This window comes from Methylophilus sp. 'Pure River' (assembly GCF_046765995.1).
In the GTDB taxonomy this organism is placed as follows: Bacteria; Pseudomonadota; Gammaproteobacteria; order Burkholderiales; family Methylophilaceae; genus Methylophilus.
The window spans coordinates 113,354-126,013 of sequence record NZ_JBKOUE010000006.1 but is presented as its reverse complement, the minus strand read 5'-3'; the positions used below and the strand labels follow the sequence as shown (position 1 = coordinate 126,013).

Annotated in this window: 14 protein-coding genes; 8 read left to right on the top strand and 6 right to left on the bottom strand. The window is 50.6% G+C overall.

Annotated features, from left to right (window positions below; translation table 11 throughout):
- Positions 1–162: 162 nt before the first annotated feature.
- From ACIDE9_RS08850 to ACIDE9_RS08840, 3 genes are read right to left on the bottom strand one after another with little or no spacing between them, the layout of a single operon-like run.
- The gene (locus ACIDE9_RS08850) at positions 163–1,092 is read right to left on the bottom strand and encodes an AEC family transporter (protein ID WP_411994202.1); all 930 of its coding nucleotides are present in this window, start codon (positions 1,090–1,092) and stop codon (positions 163–165) included.
- A 6-nt stretch (positions 1,093–1,098) separates the two neighbouring features.
- A complete protein-coding gene (locus tag ACIDE9_RS08845) occupies positions 1,099–1,566 on the bottom strand; it encodes a DUF1348 family protein (protein ID WP_194754848.1) in 468 nt (155 codons plus the stop codon).
- A 29-nt stretch (positions 1,567–1,595) separates the two neighbouring features.
- A complete protein-coding gene (locus ACIDE9_RS08840; RefSeq protein WP_411994201.1) occupies positions 1,596–2,330 on the bottom strand; it encodes a 16S rRNA (uracil(1498)-N(3))-methyltransferase in 735 nt (244 codons plus the stop codon).
- 141 nt (positions 2,331–2,471) lie between these two features.
- Here ACIDE9_RS08840 and ACIDE9_RS08835 point away from each other — a divergent pair, with 141 nt between their 5' ends.
- Positions 2,472–3,023 (top strand): thioredoxin family protein, encoded by a 552-nt coding sequence (locus ACIDE9_RS08835; RefSeq protein ID WP_194754846.1) that lies wholly within the window; start codon positions 2,472–2,474, stop codon positions 3,021–3,023.
- A 3-nt stretch (positions 3,024–3,026) separates the two neighbouring features.
- On the opposite strand, the gene ACIDE9_RS08830 is transcribed toward ACIDE9_RS08835, so the two are convergent.
- Positions 3,027–4,241 (bottom strand): NnrS family protein, encoded by a 1,215-nt coding sequence (locus ACIDE9_RS08830; protein ID WP_411994199.1) that lies wholly within the window; start codon positions 4,239–4,241, stop codon positions 3,027–3,029.
- Positions 4,242–4,328: 87 nt separating this feature from the next.
- On the opposite strand from ACIDE9_RS08830, the gene ACIDE9_RS08825 reads away from it, so the two are divergent.
- The 3 genes from ACIDE9_RS08825 to ACIDE9_RS08815 all read left to right on the top strand — a co-directional run bounded on the left by ACIDE9_RS08825 (position 4,329) and on the right by ACIDE9_RS08815 (position 7,137).
- On the top strand, positions 4,329–4,769 hold the full coding sequence (locus ACIDE9_RS08825; protein ID WP_411994198.1) for an Rrf2 family transcriptional regulator: 441 nt from the start codon (positions 4,329–4,331) through the stop codon (positions 4,767–4,769).
- Between the two features lie 79 nt (positions 4,770–4,848).
- Positions 4,849–6,048 carry a globin domain-containing protein gene (locus ACIDE9_RS08820; RefSeq protein ID WP_411994196.1) on the top strand — a complete coding sequence of 400 codons (1,200 nt, stop codon included), beginning with the start codon at positions 4,849–4,851 and terminating at the stop codon, positions 6,046–6,048.
- Between the two features lie 75 nt (positions 6,049–6,123).
- Entirely contained in the window at positions 6,124–7,137 is a 1,014-nt protein-coding gene (locus ACIDE9_RS08815) for a Gfo/Idh/MocA family protein (RefSeq protein WP_411994194.1), read from the top strand.
- 61 nt (positions 7,138–7,198) lie between these two features.
- On the opposite strand, the gene fae is transcribed toward ACIDE9_RS08815, so the two are convergent.
- Positions 7,199–7,750, bottom strand: coding sequence for a formaldehyde-activating enzyme (gene fae / locus ACIDE9_RS08810; RefSeq protein WP_411994192.1), 552 nt, complete (start codon positions 7,748–7,750; stop codon positions 7,199–7,201).
- Between the two features lie 270 nt (positions 7,751–8,020).
- On the opposite strand from fae, the gene tkt reads away from it, so the two are divergent.
- The 4 genes from tkt to ACIDE9_RS08790 all read left to right on the top strand — a co-directional run bounded on the left by tkt (position 8,021) and on the right by ACIDE9_RS08790 (position 11,165).
- Positions 8,021–10,006, top strand: a complete 1,986-nt coding sequence (gene tkt / locus ACIDE9_RS08805) for a transketolase (protein WP_411994191.1) — start codon at positions 8,021–8,023, stop codon at positions 10,004–10,006.
- 206 nt (positions 10,007–10,212) lie between these two features.
- The gene (locus tag ACIDE9_RS08800) at positions 10,213–10,446 is read left to right on the top strand and encodes a hypothetical protein (protein ID WP_024930593.1); all 234 of its coding nucleotides are present in this window, start codon (positions 10,213–10,215) and stop codon (positions 10,444–10,446) included.
- Positions 10,433–10,696 (top strand): type II toxin-antitoxin system RelE family toxin, encoded by a 264-nt coding sequence (locus ACIDE9_RS08795; protein ID WP_047516220.1) that lies wholly within the window; start codon positions 10,433–10,435, stop codon positions 10,694–10,696. Before ACIDE9_RS08800 ends, ACIDE9_RS08795 begins: the two co-directional genes overlap by 14 nt.
- Positions 10,697–10,826: 130 nt before the next feature.
- Complete coding sequence (locus tag ACIDE9_RS08790) at positions 10,827–11,165, top strand: zinc ribbon domain-containing protein YjdM (protein WP_411994188.1); 339 nt, start codon at positions 10,827–10,829, stop codon at positions 11,163–11,165.
- A gap of 53 nt (positions 11,166–11,218) precedes the next feature.
- Here the strand turns inward: ACIDE9_RS08790 and ACIDE9_RS08785 are convergent, their stop codons facing one another.
- Positions 11,219–12,574, bottom strand: a complete 1,356-nt coding sequence (locus ACIDE9_RS08785) for a phospholipase D-like domain-containing protein (RefSeq protein WP_411994186.1) — start codon at positions 12,572–12,574, stop codon at positions 11,219–11,221.
- Positions 12,575–12,660 lie beyond the last annotated feature (86 nt).

The window sequence follows — 12,660 nt, the reverse complement described above, 5'->3', positions numbered from 1 at the left end:
GATAATCCCAAATAACACAAAGCGAAAGAGTGACGGTTTAGCAGCATCTTAAAAACAGACGTCGCCGCTGACAACTCGTCATATGACGTATGACAGCATGCATCATAAAAATTCACACGAAATGCGTGATTTCACGTGTTAATACGCGAAATAATATTGAATTTATGGCTGTAAGATGACAAACCAGAGTGACAGGCTGCCGATGCTGAGCAGGGTGCTCATGAACACGGCTGCGGCGTACAAGGCACCGTCCAGCCGGTAGCGTTCGCAAATGACAATGCCAAACACCATGGTAGGCATGGCGGCGAGCAGTATACAAGCAGTGAGCTGGTCGCCATGCAGGCCTAACGCGATGGCGACATGTTGCGCCGCCAATGGTGCAATCAGCAAACCGATCACGCACACAGGCAGCAATAAGGGAATCAGTTTGAGTTTAAAGGTGTCCCAGCGGATGCTCATGCCGAGGGCAATCAGCATCAAGGGCACCACGCCGCCTGCCAGCGTGTGCAGCGCATGGTTGATCATGACAGGTTGCGGTATATGGCCAACGTTCAACACAGTTGCCAGCAGCAATGCCCATAGCGGCGGCACGCGCATCAACTCCCTGACCGGGTGTGACTTGTGTTCGGACTGGCCATAGGTTTGCGCCATCAGCATGCCTAGCGTCAGCAATACCGGCGTACAGGCAAACAGGTCAAATTTCAGCACAATTTCATGCGTCCAGTCACCGAGGACTTCGCTGGTCACGGGGAGGCCTAAATAAGTGGCATTGGGAAACGTGGCAGCCAGCATTAATGCACCTTGTTGCGCGCGCGAAACAGTCATGACGCGTTGCAACAATTGCAGCGTCAGCCACATGCACAAGGCCGCCACTATGAGGCGGCTGAGCGCGGTGAGCGCAATGCTGAGCGTGCTGGCGTCAAACGGCGCCTGCCATAAGATATCCAGTACCAATGCAGGCAGCAATATGTAAAACACCAAGTCCGTCAGCGCGCGGCGGTGCGCAAGTGCAGACATATGGTCAGGCGCCAATCGCTGCCACAGCATGCCGGCGGCGATCATCAGCGCCATTTGTAACATCACTGCTAGCATGTGTGGTTACAACCCCAACTCGGTCAGCCCGGCATGGTCATCCGGACGCCTGCCCAGCGGCCAGAAAAATTTCCGGTCTTCTGCCTTGATGGGCAAGTCATTGATGCTGGCGTGGCGTTGCATCATGAGTCCGGCCTCATTAAACAGCCAGTTTTCATTGCCATAACTGCGATACCACTGGCCAGAGTCATCGTGCCATTCGTAGGCAAAACGCACGGCAATTTTATTATCCAAAAAAGCCCAGATTTCCTTGATCAGTCGGTAATCCAGCTCGCGCGCCCATTTGCGTGATAGAAATCCATGCACTGCTTGGCGGCCAACTGGAAACTCGGCGCGGTTACGCCAAATGGTGTCTTCGGTATACACCTGGATCACGCGGTCCGGGTCGCGGCTGTTCCAAGCGTCTTCCGCCAGGCGCACTTTCTGTATCGCGGTTTCCAGTGTGAATGGCGGTAATGGTGGACGGGTTTCCATCTGGTAACTCCTTTAGTTGGCTAGCGAAGTTAAAAATCGCCCCACAGTGACTGCATGCTGGCGATGGCGGTGAGCGCGGCGGTTTCGGTACGTAAAATTCTGGGGCCGAGGACGATGGATTGGAAGTGGTGTTGTGTGGCGAGTTCGATTTCAGCCGGGCTTAGGCCGCCTTCAGGGCCTATCAGCAGTTGAATGGCACTCGCTGGTCTGCTCAAAGCGGCTAGCCGTTTGGCGCCAACTGGGTTCAGCAATAAGTTTAATGTGTCTGGCGTGGCGTGCTGGCTGAGCCATTGCGCCAGCGTGAGTGGCGCATGCACGGTGGGCACCACCGCGCGGCCGCTTTGTTCACAGGCGGCGATGGCGACGCCTTGCCAATGTTCAGTGCGTTTCTCGGCACGGTCGCCGCTGAGTTTGGTCACGCAACGCTCGGTGCTGAGAGGATAAATCTCGGTCACGCCGAGTTCGACAGCTTTCTGGATGGTGTAATCCATGCGGTCACCGCTGGAGACGCCTTGTAGCAAACGAATATTGAGTGGTGATTCGTTATTCACTTCGCTTCTGCTCAACACCTCAACCTGTGCGGACTTTTTCTCTATGCTAGTGAGTGCGCACTGGTAGTCAAAGCCATCGCCACAAAACAGGTTAAGTGTATCGCCCACCTTGAGCCGCATCACCCTCACTGCATGCGCCATGGCGTTTTCACTCAATGGGGCTTGCTGGCCGACAGTTAATGCGATCGGGCTATGAAATCGTAAATTACTCATGACTGGCATTGTAACCAAAATGCCACTATTTATGGCGCTAGCGTGGTACGCATGGCGATGCGGGCGCGCTGTTCACAAGATTCACCTTGGCGCCTTAATCACGTACCATATTGCTTTGAATTTAATGGCAGGAGTATTCTGATGGCAAGTATTAGCCCACCCGTATGTGATTTTGGCTGGAAAGCCCCTCTGTTTAATCTGTTTAGCACCGATAAAAAAGCGGTCAGCATCAGCGATAGCATGGGTTCAAACGGCTTGTTGGTGATGTTTATCTGCAATCATTGCCCGTATGTCAAAGCCATATTGCCGCGGCTGATTGCTGATGTGCGCGAGCTGCAAGCCTTGGGCATCAATACCGTGGCTATTTCGAGTAACGATGACTTCGAATATCCTGAAGATAGCTTTGAAAACATGCAAAAAATTGCCACCGAGATGCAGTTTCCTTTCCCTTATTTGTGGGATGAGCGGCAAACTGTGGCGCAAGCTTATGGTGCGGTCTGTACGCCTGACTTCTTCGGCTTTAATAAAAACTTCGAGTTGCAATACCGTGGCCGTTTTGATGAAAGCCGCAAGGAAACCGCGCCTGAAAGTACGCGCGACCTGTTTAATGCCATGAGGCTGGTGGCAGAAACAGGGAGAGGGCCACAGGAACAGATCGCAAGTATCGGTTGTTCGATTAAGTGGAAAGAATAAGTCTTAACCGGGTGTGCCATCAATGCGTGGTTGACTAAGTATCTGCCAATAGACGATAGCAAATAGCGTAAATGCGGCGATCCAGCCGCCGGCGGCCAGCATCACCGATAGGCGGTAAAACTCCGGTAGTACGATAGGCAAGAACACCCGGCTCAGAGTGGCGAAAATGACCAGGCCAAATATCCAGGCCACGCTGCGCGGTGGGGTGTGGATATTGTGGCCGGTGTGACCTAATGAGACGCGTGCCATCATGGCTAATGTAATCACGCCGATGCCGCCAATGGCCCAGCAGTGAATCGCTAAAATGACGGAGACACTGCCTGCGAGGAAACTCAGCGCATAGAGTAGAAAACCGAGGTTAATCAGCCACAGTCCGCAGTAGAAGCTCCATAATAAAGGTACTTGCCAGATACCTGGCGTGTGCCAGCGCCATAACCTGAATCCAGCACTCAAAGTGATAGTGAGCCCTAACACTGCATTCAGTATTCCGGCATTAACGGTCAGGATGTTGATCAGCAAGGCTGCCAGGCACACCATCAGCAAGCGGTCTATCCAGGCGCTGTTTTTTAGGGCCACTTCCTCTTTCACACCACGCTCAATAAACATCGGCAAGATGCGGCGGCTGATCACCATAATCAGGCTCACATTCAGCAGCAGGCCTATCCATAGTGCCGCGTCTGCGCCATGGCTTGTCCAGCCCAGCGCCTGGGTGTAAAACGCCACATTGCCCATGGTGAGAAATACCACTTTTGACAGTACGCCGAGTTGTCGCCACTGTTTGACTTTGATGATCGGCTGCGCGACAGCGGCAATCAACCAGCCATTAAATAGCAGGTCGAAGATCGCGGCCAATAATACATAGTCTGGGGCAATCAACATTACACCGCGGGCGATGGCCCAGCATGCCACCAGGCCCATTAGCGGGCGGCCATGCAGTGTTTGTATGCCAGTCCAGTTTTTCACTGCGGTGAGCAGAAATCCCGCAATCACGGCAAAAGCAAAGCCATACAGCATTTCATGGGCATGCCATTGTGAGGCTGAAATAGTTGTGAAAGATTGTGCGTTATATTGAAAATAACGCGCCATCCAAACCGCCATAGACAGTGTCGCAAAGGTGGCCGCCAGCAGGAAGAAAGGCCGGAAACCGAGATTGAATAAAGCAAAGCCTTGCGTGGGTAGTTTGCGGCTGGGCGGAGAGATTTGAATCAGCGGCTGCATAGGGAAACTCCTGTCAATCTGATAATAGATCTCAGCATAGCAATTTAAAGTTGCATTGTAAATGAAACATATATTAGAATGCACATCATGCAGCTAAACAAATTTACCGATATTGGTTTGCGCGTCTTGATGTATTTGTCACAGTCGCGCTTTGACCAGCAAGTGACCATAGACGAGATCGCCAGCACGTTTGATCTGCCGCGCAACCATTTGATTAAAGTGATTACGCGCCTGAACAAACTGGGTTGGATCAAGGCAACGCGTGGCCGCAATGGTGGCTTGGAGTTGAATCCGGAGTCACTGCAGTTGCGTATAGGTGATATTTTGCGCGAGCTTGAGAATACGACTGAGCTGATTAATTGCGAAAAACCGATGTGCCGATTTCATGGAGACTGCCTGCTCAAAGGGGCTTTGCAAACCGGGCTGGAGTCGTTTTATGCGCATATGAACCAGCACCGGTTGTTCGATATCGTCAATCATAACACCAGGGAAAAAATTATTTCCATGCATAAAACCCACGCGGCCTAAGTGGGGTGCGGCCTGTGAAAGCAGGCTATTTTTTGATGTTAAAAGTTGCATTTAAGATGCTATTTAAAAAGGAGTGTTTATGTTATCCAGTAGTGCCCGTCCGTATATCCAGGCCAGTGTCCCCGTATTGCAGGCGCATGGCGTGGCCATTACCACCACGTTTTACAGCAATATGTTTAACGCGCATCCTGAGTTGAAAAACCTGTTTAATATGGGCAACCAGGCCAATGGCAGCCAGCAGCAATCGCTGGCCGCTGCCGTGTTTGCCTATGCTGCCAATATTGATAATGCAGCGGCACTGCAACCGGTGATTGAGCGTATCGTGCATAAGCATGCTGCGGTAGGTATCAAGCCAGCGCATTACCCGATTGTGGGCCGCCATTTGCTGGGCGCGATTGCTGAAGTGTTGGGTGACGCGGCCACGCCCCCACTGATTGCCGCCTGGGATGAGGCCTACTGGTTGCTGGCAGGGGAGTTTATCGCCGCAGAAGCCCGCTTATATCAAAGCACCGGTTATGCCGCAGACCAATGGATAGAGGCGCGTATCACAGCGTTGACGCCCGCCGCAGAAGGTATCCTGTCGATTGTGCTGGCGGCAGAAGATCATGCATTGCCTGCGTTCAAGGCCGGGCAATATGTTAGTATCGCCGTCACCCTGCCGGATGGTGCGCGCCAGATCCGTCAATACAGCCTGTCAGATGCCGAGCAAAAAGAGACTTACCGCATCAGTGTGAAACGCGAGGCTGGGGATATGCCAACACCGCAAGGCACGGTGTCCAACTGGTTGCATCAATACGCCAAGGTTGGCGGGCAGTTACTGATCAGCCATCCTTATGGCGAATTTACGCCAGCTTTGCAAGCCAGCACACCACTGGTGCTGGTCTCAGCAGGCGTGGGCATAACGCCTATGTTGTCCATGTTGAAAACACTACAGCAAGCGCAGGCTAAGCGCGAGGTGTGGTTTTTGCATGCAGCGCGCACCATGCAGCATGTGCCACACCTGGATGAACTGATTGCCAGTTCCGAGCAAATGTCATCACTGCACTTGGGTTTATATATTGAAGAGAAACCCGGTTTCGCAACAGAGCGCCTGGTGCATGAGGGCCGCATGCGTGTGAACGAGTGGGCATTCAATGCTGACCTGAATGCACAATATTACCTGTGTGGCCCGCTGCCATTCATGATAGAGCAGTGGCAAGCCTTGCTGGCATTAGGGATTCCACCGCAATACATCCACCGCGAAGTGTTCGGCCCGGAAAGCCTGAGTCAGGCTGCCTAGTATGTAAAGGCAGCATCATTCACCAACTGGCGTTAGAATGACGTTCTTTAGCGTCACGCAGGAAAGGTAGTTCGCATGCAAAAACAACTCAAGTGGGGCATTCTCGGTGCTGCGCGGGTCAATGAACGTTTGTTACCCGCCATCGTAGAGGCCAGTAACTCGCAATTGGTGGCCATTGCCAGCCGCCGTGCCGGGGCAGCCAAGGCAACGCTGGATAAATATGCACCCAACCTGGGTGGCGTCACTTGCTATGACGACATGGATAGCCTGCTGGCGGACAGCAATGTGGAGGCCGTGTATTGCCCGATGGCCAATGAGGAGCATGCCGAATGGGCGCTGAAGGCGATTCAGGCGGGTAAACATGTGCTGATTGAAAAGCCGATGACCACCAATCTGGCCGATATCGATACCATTGAATCTGCGGCCAAAGCCAAAGGCCTGACGGTGATGGAAGGCTTTATGTACCGCTTTCATCCGCAGCATGCCAAAGTGGCCGAGCTGGTGGCCTCCGGCCTGATCGGTGATGTATTGTCCTGCCGCGCCAGTTTTTCATTCCTGATGGCGCCGTCGCGCATGTACCGTATCAACCGTGATATGGCAAACGGTGGCGGAGCGATGTGGGATATTGGGCCTTATGCGATACACGCTTTGCGCTGGTGTTTTGGCAAAGACAATGTGCCTGCCGAACCGCAACATGTGGTGGCGTATGGCAAACTGAATGAACATGGTGCTGATGTGGTGGCCAGCGGTGTGCTCGATTTCGGGCCGGATGCGCAAGGTCGCGCGCGTTTTGGCAACTTTGACGTCAGCTTCGAGCGTGGTCGCAAAGCCGAGTATGAGCTCATCGGCGATAAAGGTTGGATCAAGTGCCACAATATGTGGGCGTACCCAGGTGATGACCCGGTGATTAGCTGGGAGGCCGGTGGCAAATCAGAAACCATCGTGTTGCCTAAAGCCAATCACTTTAATTTAGAGATTGAGCACTTTAGTGACTGCGTGCTTTATGGCAAAGCGCCTTTGCTGACGTTTGATGATGCGCGTGGCAATTGCAAAGCGATTGAAGCGGTGATCACCGCGTTAAAGCGCTAAAGTGAGCTCAATAAAAAAGGATGCCTGGGCATCCTTTTTTATTATTTAAATTGCCGTGCTTTTAGATCTTTCCATCTAAGCCCATCTGGTAATACTTATGCACGATTTTTTCCTGGTTTTCCAGTAACCAATCAATGCTAGGCTCATTACGCAGGGCTTTCTGGATCGCCTTGAAAGTCGCTTCACGGTGAATATCAAATAGGGCTTTGTGGTCGATTTTCTCTTGTTCCAGAATCGCCGGGCTTAGCCACACGGAGACGATAATGCCCAGGTCGTTGGCTTTCTCTTTCGAGATATCGCCGCTACGCACCGCATCCAGCACACCGTTGGCAATTGCACCTTGCACGGTGCCCATCAAGATATTGGTATAACGTGGGTCTTTCACCGTCACCTTGCTCACCATTAAGGTCGCCGGGCGCACCATAATGTCGGTATTCATAATCGCCAGCACACGGGTGTGACCTTTGACCTGGTCACCCAGCAGGTTGGCAAATGCCGTGCCCATAGGGCCATTCATTTCGCCAATCGCGACTTCAGGTTCGGCAGCTGTGCCGGGTGGGCCGCCAGCGACCAGTGCTTCACCTACACGCATGATAATTCGTTCGTCAGACATCATTACTTCCTTTGCTATCAATGTTTTGTCATGGTAGGGGAAAGCCTCGCTGAAAGCTACCCTTGCAAGCAGCAGAATGACCTTTTTCATAGGTCAGCCATAGCAAAACCATCATGAGAAAAAGGTGATTAACGCTTGAAGAAAAACGGGTTCTAGTGAATAATCTAGCCTTTCCGTAAAAGGCAGGTTTTCCGGGCTTTTTAAAGAATTCAATCAAGGTTTTGCAGCTTTTTGTGTAAGACCGCTCACTTTCACTCTAGGGAGAAAACAATGGCAACTCGTGTCGACTTGTGCAACGCCATCCGTGCTCTGAGCATGGACGCTGTACAAAAAGCAAACTCCGGCCACCCAGGCGCACCTATGGGCATGGCTGAAATTGCTGAAGTATTGTGGAACCACAATCTGAGCCACAACCCAAACAACCCACAATGGGCTAACCGTGACCGTTTCGTATTGTCCAACGGCCATGGCTCAATGTTGATCTACTCCTTGCTGCACCTGACCGGTTACGATTTAGGTATTGAAGATATCAAGACTTTCCGTCAATTGCACTCCCGCTGTGCTGGCCACCCTGAGTACGGCTACGCACCAGGCATTGAAACCACTACAGGTCCATTGGGCCAAGGTATTGCTAACGGCGTTGGTTTCGCGATGGCAGAAAAACTGCTGGCTGACCAATTCAACAAGCCAGGCCACAACATCGTTGACCACTACACATACGTGTTCCTGGGCGACGGTTGTATGATGGAAGGCGTTTCTCACGAAGCATGTGCACTGGCTGGTACTTGGGGCCTGGGCAAACTGGTTGCTTTCTGGGATGACAACGGTATTTCTATCGACGGCCACATCGAAGGCTGGTACACAGACGACACCGTAGGCCGCTTCAAAGCATACGGCTGGCACGTTGTTTCAGTAGATGGTCACGACCAGGCTGCGATTCAAAAAGCAATCGACGAAGCTAAATCAGTGACTGACAAACCATCACTGATCTGCTGTAAAACAATCATCGGTAAAGGTTCACCAAACAAATCCGGTTCACACGACTGCCACGGTTCCGCACTGGGCGACGCAGAAGTTGCTGCAACACGTGCTGAAATCGGCTGGCCACATGAGCCGTTTGTTATTCCTGCTGACGTATACGCTGGCTGGGATCAAAAAGCTAAAGGTGCTGAGCGCGAATCTGCTTGGGACGCTAAATTTGCTGCTTACGCAGCTGCATTCCCAGCTGAAGCTGCTGAATTCAAACGCCGTATGGCAGGTGAATTGCCAGCTAACTGGAAAGCATTGACTGACGCAATCATTGCTGAAACTAACGAAAAAGCTGAGAAATTGGCTACTCGTCAAGCTTCACAAAAAGCAATTACTGCTTTGGCTCCAATCTTGCCAGAATTCCTGGGCGGTTCAGCTGACTTGACAGGTTCTAACCTGACAGCATCTAAAGACTTCAAACACGTGAGTGGTAAAGAGCCAGGCAACTACATCTCTTACGGTGTACGTGAGTTCGGTATGTCTGCCATCATGAACGGTATGGCATTGCACGGTGGCTTGTTGCCATACGGCGGTACTTTCCACATGTTCTCTGACTACATGAAAAACGGCATGCGTATGTCTGCGTTGATGCATCAACGTGTGGTTTACGTATTGACCCATGACTCTATCGGTCAAGGTGAAGATGGTCCTACACACCAACCAGTAGAAAACACTTCTGGTCTGCGTATGATTCCTCGTATGGATGTATGGCGCCCAGCTGACTCTACAGAAACAACCGTTGCATGGGTTGCTGCAGTAGAGCGCACTGAAGGCCCAACCAGCTTGGTATTGAGCCGTCAAGCTGTGCCAGGCATCAAGCACGACGCTAAAGATTTCGACCTGATCCGTAAAGGTGGCTATGTATTCTCTGACGTCGCTGGTAAAGCTGATGTCATCATCATCGCTAACGGTTCCGAGTTGGATCTGGCCATTCAAGCGGCTGCTGAATTGAACGCTGCTGGTACTAAAGTGCGTGTGGTTTCCATGCCATCCACTAACGTATTCGACCGTCAAGACCAAGCTTACAAAGACAGCGTATTGACTCCAGGCGTTAAACGCGTGGCTGTTGAAGCTGCTCACCCAGACTTCTGGCGTAAGTATGTAGGTATTGAAGGTGCAGTTGTTGGTATCGATACCTTCGGCGAATCCGCACCAGGCGGCGCACTGTTCAAACACTTCGGCTTCACAGTTGAAAACGTAGTCAACACAGTTAAGTCCGTACTGTAATTGTTGACGAAGTTTCAGTGAAGGCTAACCTTTAGGTTATGCCGGAGCTAAAATGTTGTGAACACAGTGAAATCTGTTCTGTAATTTAGAACAGTCGCTATAAAAAACCGCTTCCTAGTGAAGCGGTTTTTTTACGTTCACGCCTAAATGGCGTTATAACGTTATGATGCTATAATGTCTGAAAACTCATTCAGAGGAGAACTCAAATGGCCGAATTGTCCAAGCGTTCAACCGTCTATTTTGACCCAGCTATTCATCAAGCTTTGCGCTTAAAAGCAGCCACCAATCACAGCTCACTTTCTGAACTGGTAGATGAAGCTGTGAGACTGTTAATGCGTGAAGACCAAGAGGATCTGGATGCCATCAATCAGCGCGCGAACGAGCCAGAGATAAGCTACGAAGCGATGCTCAATGCTTTAAAGCAAGATGGCAAAATATAGTATTAGTTTTAAAGCCTCGGTTGCCAAAGACCTGCGTGCCATCCCCAAGCCGGATGTGGCACGTATACTCAGCCGTATTAATACCTTGGCAGAAGATCCTCGTGCAGATGGCTGCATCAAACTCACGGGGCATGATTGCTACCGTGTCAGGCAAGGGCTCTACCGCATTGTCTATGAGATTCACGACGATAGGTTGGTGGTGTTGGTGATTAAAGTCGGGCACCGTTCAAGCATTTACGATCAGGTTTAAATGCCACCCAATGAGGCGGTTTTTTTTATATCTGATATTGCGAAATCTCTTTGCGCGACAAGCGAACTAGGGTATTCAATAATAACCCTGTAAAATATATGGTTTTATTGTTTGCACCAAGAAAGTCCGTATGTCTACATTACCAGCCTGCCCACAATGCCAATCCGAATACACCTATGAAGACGGTGACAATTACGTTTGCCCTGAATGCGCAAATGAATGGAGCAAGGTCGCAGCGTCAGATTCAGAAGAAGTGAAAGTCGTGCGTGATGCCAACGGCAACGTGCTGCAAGATGGCGATACGATTACTGTGATTAAAGACCTGAAAGTGAAAGGCTCTTCATCCGTGGTGAAAGTCGGCACCAAAGTGAAAAACATCCGCCTGGTCGATGGTGACCATGATATCGATTGCAAAATTGATGGTTTTGGCGCGATGAAACTCAAATCAGAGTTTGTGAAAAAGGCCTAACCGCCAACAATAAAAAACGCCTCAGTTAGAGGCGTTTTTTATTGATAGGCTAATTATAAAAAGCCTTCAAACATTCTCGCTGACAATTGTTTGATTCTCTCCAGTAGGCCACGCTTTTTCCATTCTTCCAGTTCGATTTTTTTGGCAGAGGTCGTGTCCTCTTTAAACATTTCCTCCAGCGCTTTGGCAACCTCTTTGCCTAAAATCACCATATCAACTTCTGCATTAATCCCCGCGCTGCGGTAATCAAAGTTTGAGCTACCTATAGACGACCATACGCCATCAATCGTGATGGTTTTGGCATGCAGGACTTGCCCCTGCATCTCATAGATTTCAACCTGGTTTTCAAGCAACAGGCTGTATCTTGAACGTTGCACCAGCAGAGATAGGGTTGAGTCTGTAAAACTCGGCACTAACAACTGCACACGCACGCCACGATTGGCCGCGTTGATGAGCGCCTGTAACTGCGCCTTGGTTGGTACAAAGTAGGCGGCATTGATCATGATACGGTCTTCTGCGCTATCAATCGCTGAGAGCAGGGTCAGGTAATACGGTGAGTCCGTGTCTTTTTGTTTAGTGGCTGGTGTGGCAATCACACGCGCAAACTGGTTCCCCTGTTTGCTTAATTTCGGAAAAAAGTTGGATTCGTCGAGCGGCTGCTTTTCATCCCAGTTGGATAAAAAGATGCGTTGAATATCACTTAAAATCGGCCCTTGCACCATCACGTCCGTATCCCGCCAGACCACATCCGTTAACGGGTTCACGGTATCTTTTTTATAAGTCTTGAACGAGCCTTTGCTTTGATAAGTTTTGCTCAGGTTCACGCCACCAATGATCGCCACCTTGCCATCCACCACCATGATTTTCCGGTGATCGCGCTGATTCCTCTGCGTGAGTGAGCCTTCATTTAAAGGATGAAACACCGTGATTTTGGCCCCGGCATTTTTCAGGGATTCAAAAAACTCAGGGGGTGTTTGCTGGGAGCCATAGGCGTCATAAATCACATGTACCTCAACACCCTGCGCAAGCTTCTCAAGCAGCAAAGCCTTAAGCGTGACGCCACCTAAATCGACATCTTCAAAAGTGAAGTATTCCAGGTGAATATTTTTCTCGGCACTGCCAAGCAACTCTTTCATTTTGCTAAAGGTCGACTGACCATTGAACAGCAAGGTGAACGCGTTATCGGCAAACAAGTGATTATCAGAAATGGCCTGCTCGACCTTTAAATGCGCCTCCAATGATGCCCTGATGCTTTCATCGGGAGAGAGCTTTTGCAATGCTTTGGAAACTTTGGCTTGTGGCAGCTCTTTTTTTGCCCCAACCACTTCCACCTTTTGCTGTGGCTCAATGTTCTCAAAGGTTTGTTTATGATCCGGGATCACCGCACAGCTTGAGAGCAATAAACTCACCAGCAATATGATCGATGAGGCGAGTCTGGTAGATGTACAATTGTTTGCCATCAAACACGAGTTTGTGAGAATCATGAGTTGGGACA

Bases quoted from the DNA above. Each gene is read 5' to 3' on its own strand.
- ACIDE9_RS08850 (WP_411994202.1), bottom strand. From the start codon at position 1,092: ATGCTAGCAGTGATGTTACAAATGGCGCTGATGATCGCCGCCGGCATG.
- ACIDE9_RS08845 (WP_194754848.1), bottom strand. From the start codon at position 1,566: ATGGAAACCCGTCCACCATTACCGCCATTCACACTGGAAACCGCGATA.
- ACIDE9_RS08840 (WP_411994201.1), bottom strand. From the start codon at position 2,330: ATGAGTAATTTACGATTTCATAGCCCGATCGCATTAACTGTCGGCCAG.
- ACIDE9_RS08835 (WP_194754846.1), top strand. From the start codon at position 2,472: ATGGCAAGTATTAGCCCACCCGTATGTGATTTTGGCTGGAAAGCCCCT.
- ACIDE9_RS08830 (WP_411994199.1), bottom strand. From the start codon at position 4,241: ATGCAGCCGCTGATTCAAATCTCTCCGCCCAGCCGCAAACTACCCACG.
- ACIDE9_RS08825 (WP_411994198.1), top strand. From the start codon at position 4,329: ATGCAGCTAAACAAATTTACCGATATTGGTTTGCGCGTCTTGATGTAT.
- ACIDE9_RS08820 (WP_411994196.1), top strand. From the start codon at position 4,849: ATGTTATCCAGTAGTGCCCGTCCGTATATCCAGGCCAGTGTCCCCGTA.
- ACIDE9_RS08815 (WP_411994194.1), top strand. From the start codon at position 6,124: ATGCAAAAACAACTCAAGTGGGGCATTCTCGGTGCTGCGCGGGTCAAT.
- fae (WP_411994192.1), bottom strand. From the start codon at position 7,750: ATGTCTGACGAACGAATTATCATGCGTGTAGGTGAAGCACTGGTCGCT.
- tkt (WP_411994191.1), top strand. From the start codon at position 8,021: ATGGCAACTCGTGTCGACTTGTGCAACGCCATCCGTGCTCTGAGCATG.
- ACIDE9_RS08800 (WP_024930593.1), top strand. From the start codon at position 10,213: ATGGCCGAATTGTCCAAGCGTTCAACCGTCTATTTTGACCCAGCTATT.
- ACIDE9_RS08795 (WP_047516220.1), top strand. From the start codon at position 10,433: ATGGCAAAATATAGTATTAGTTTTAAAGCCTCGGTTGCCAAAGACCTG.
- ACIDE9_RS08790 (WP_411994188.1), top strand. From the start codon at position 10,827: ATGTCTACATTACCAGCCTGCCCACAATGCCAATCCGAATACACCTAT.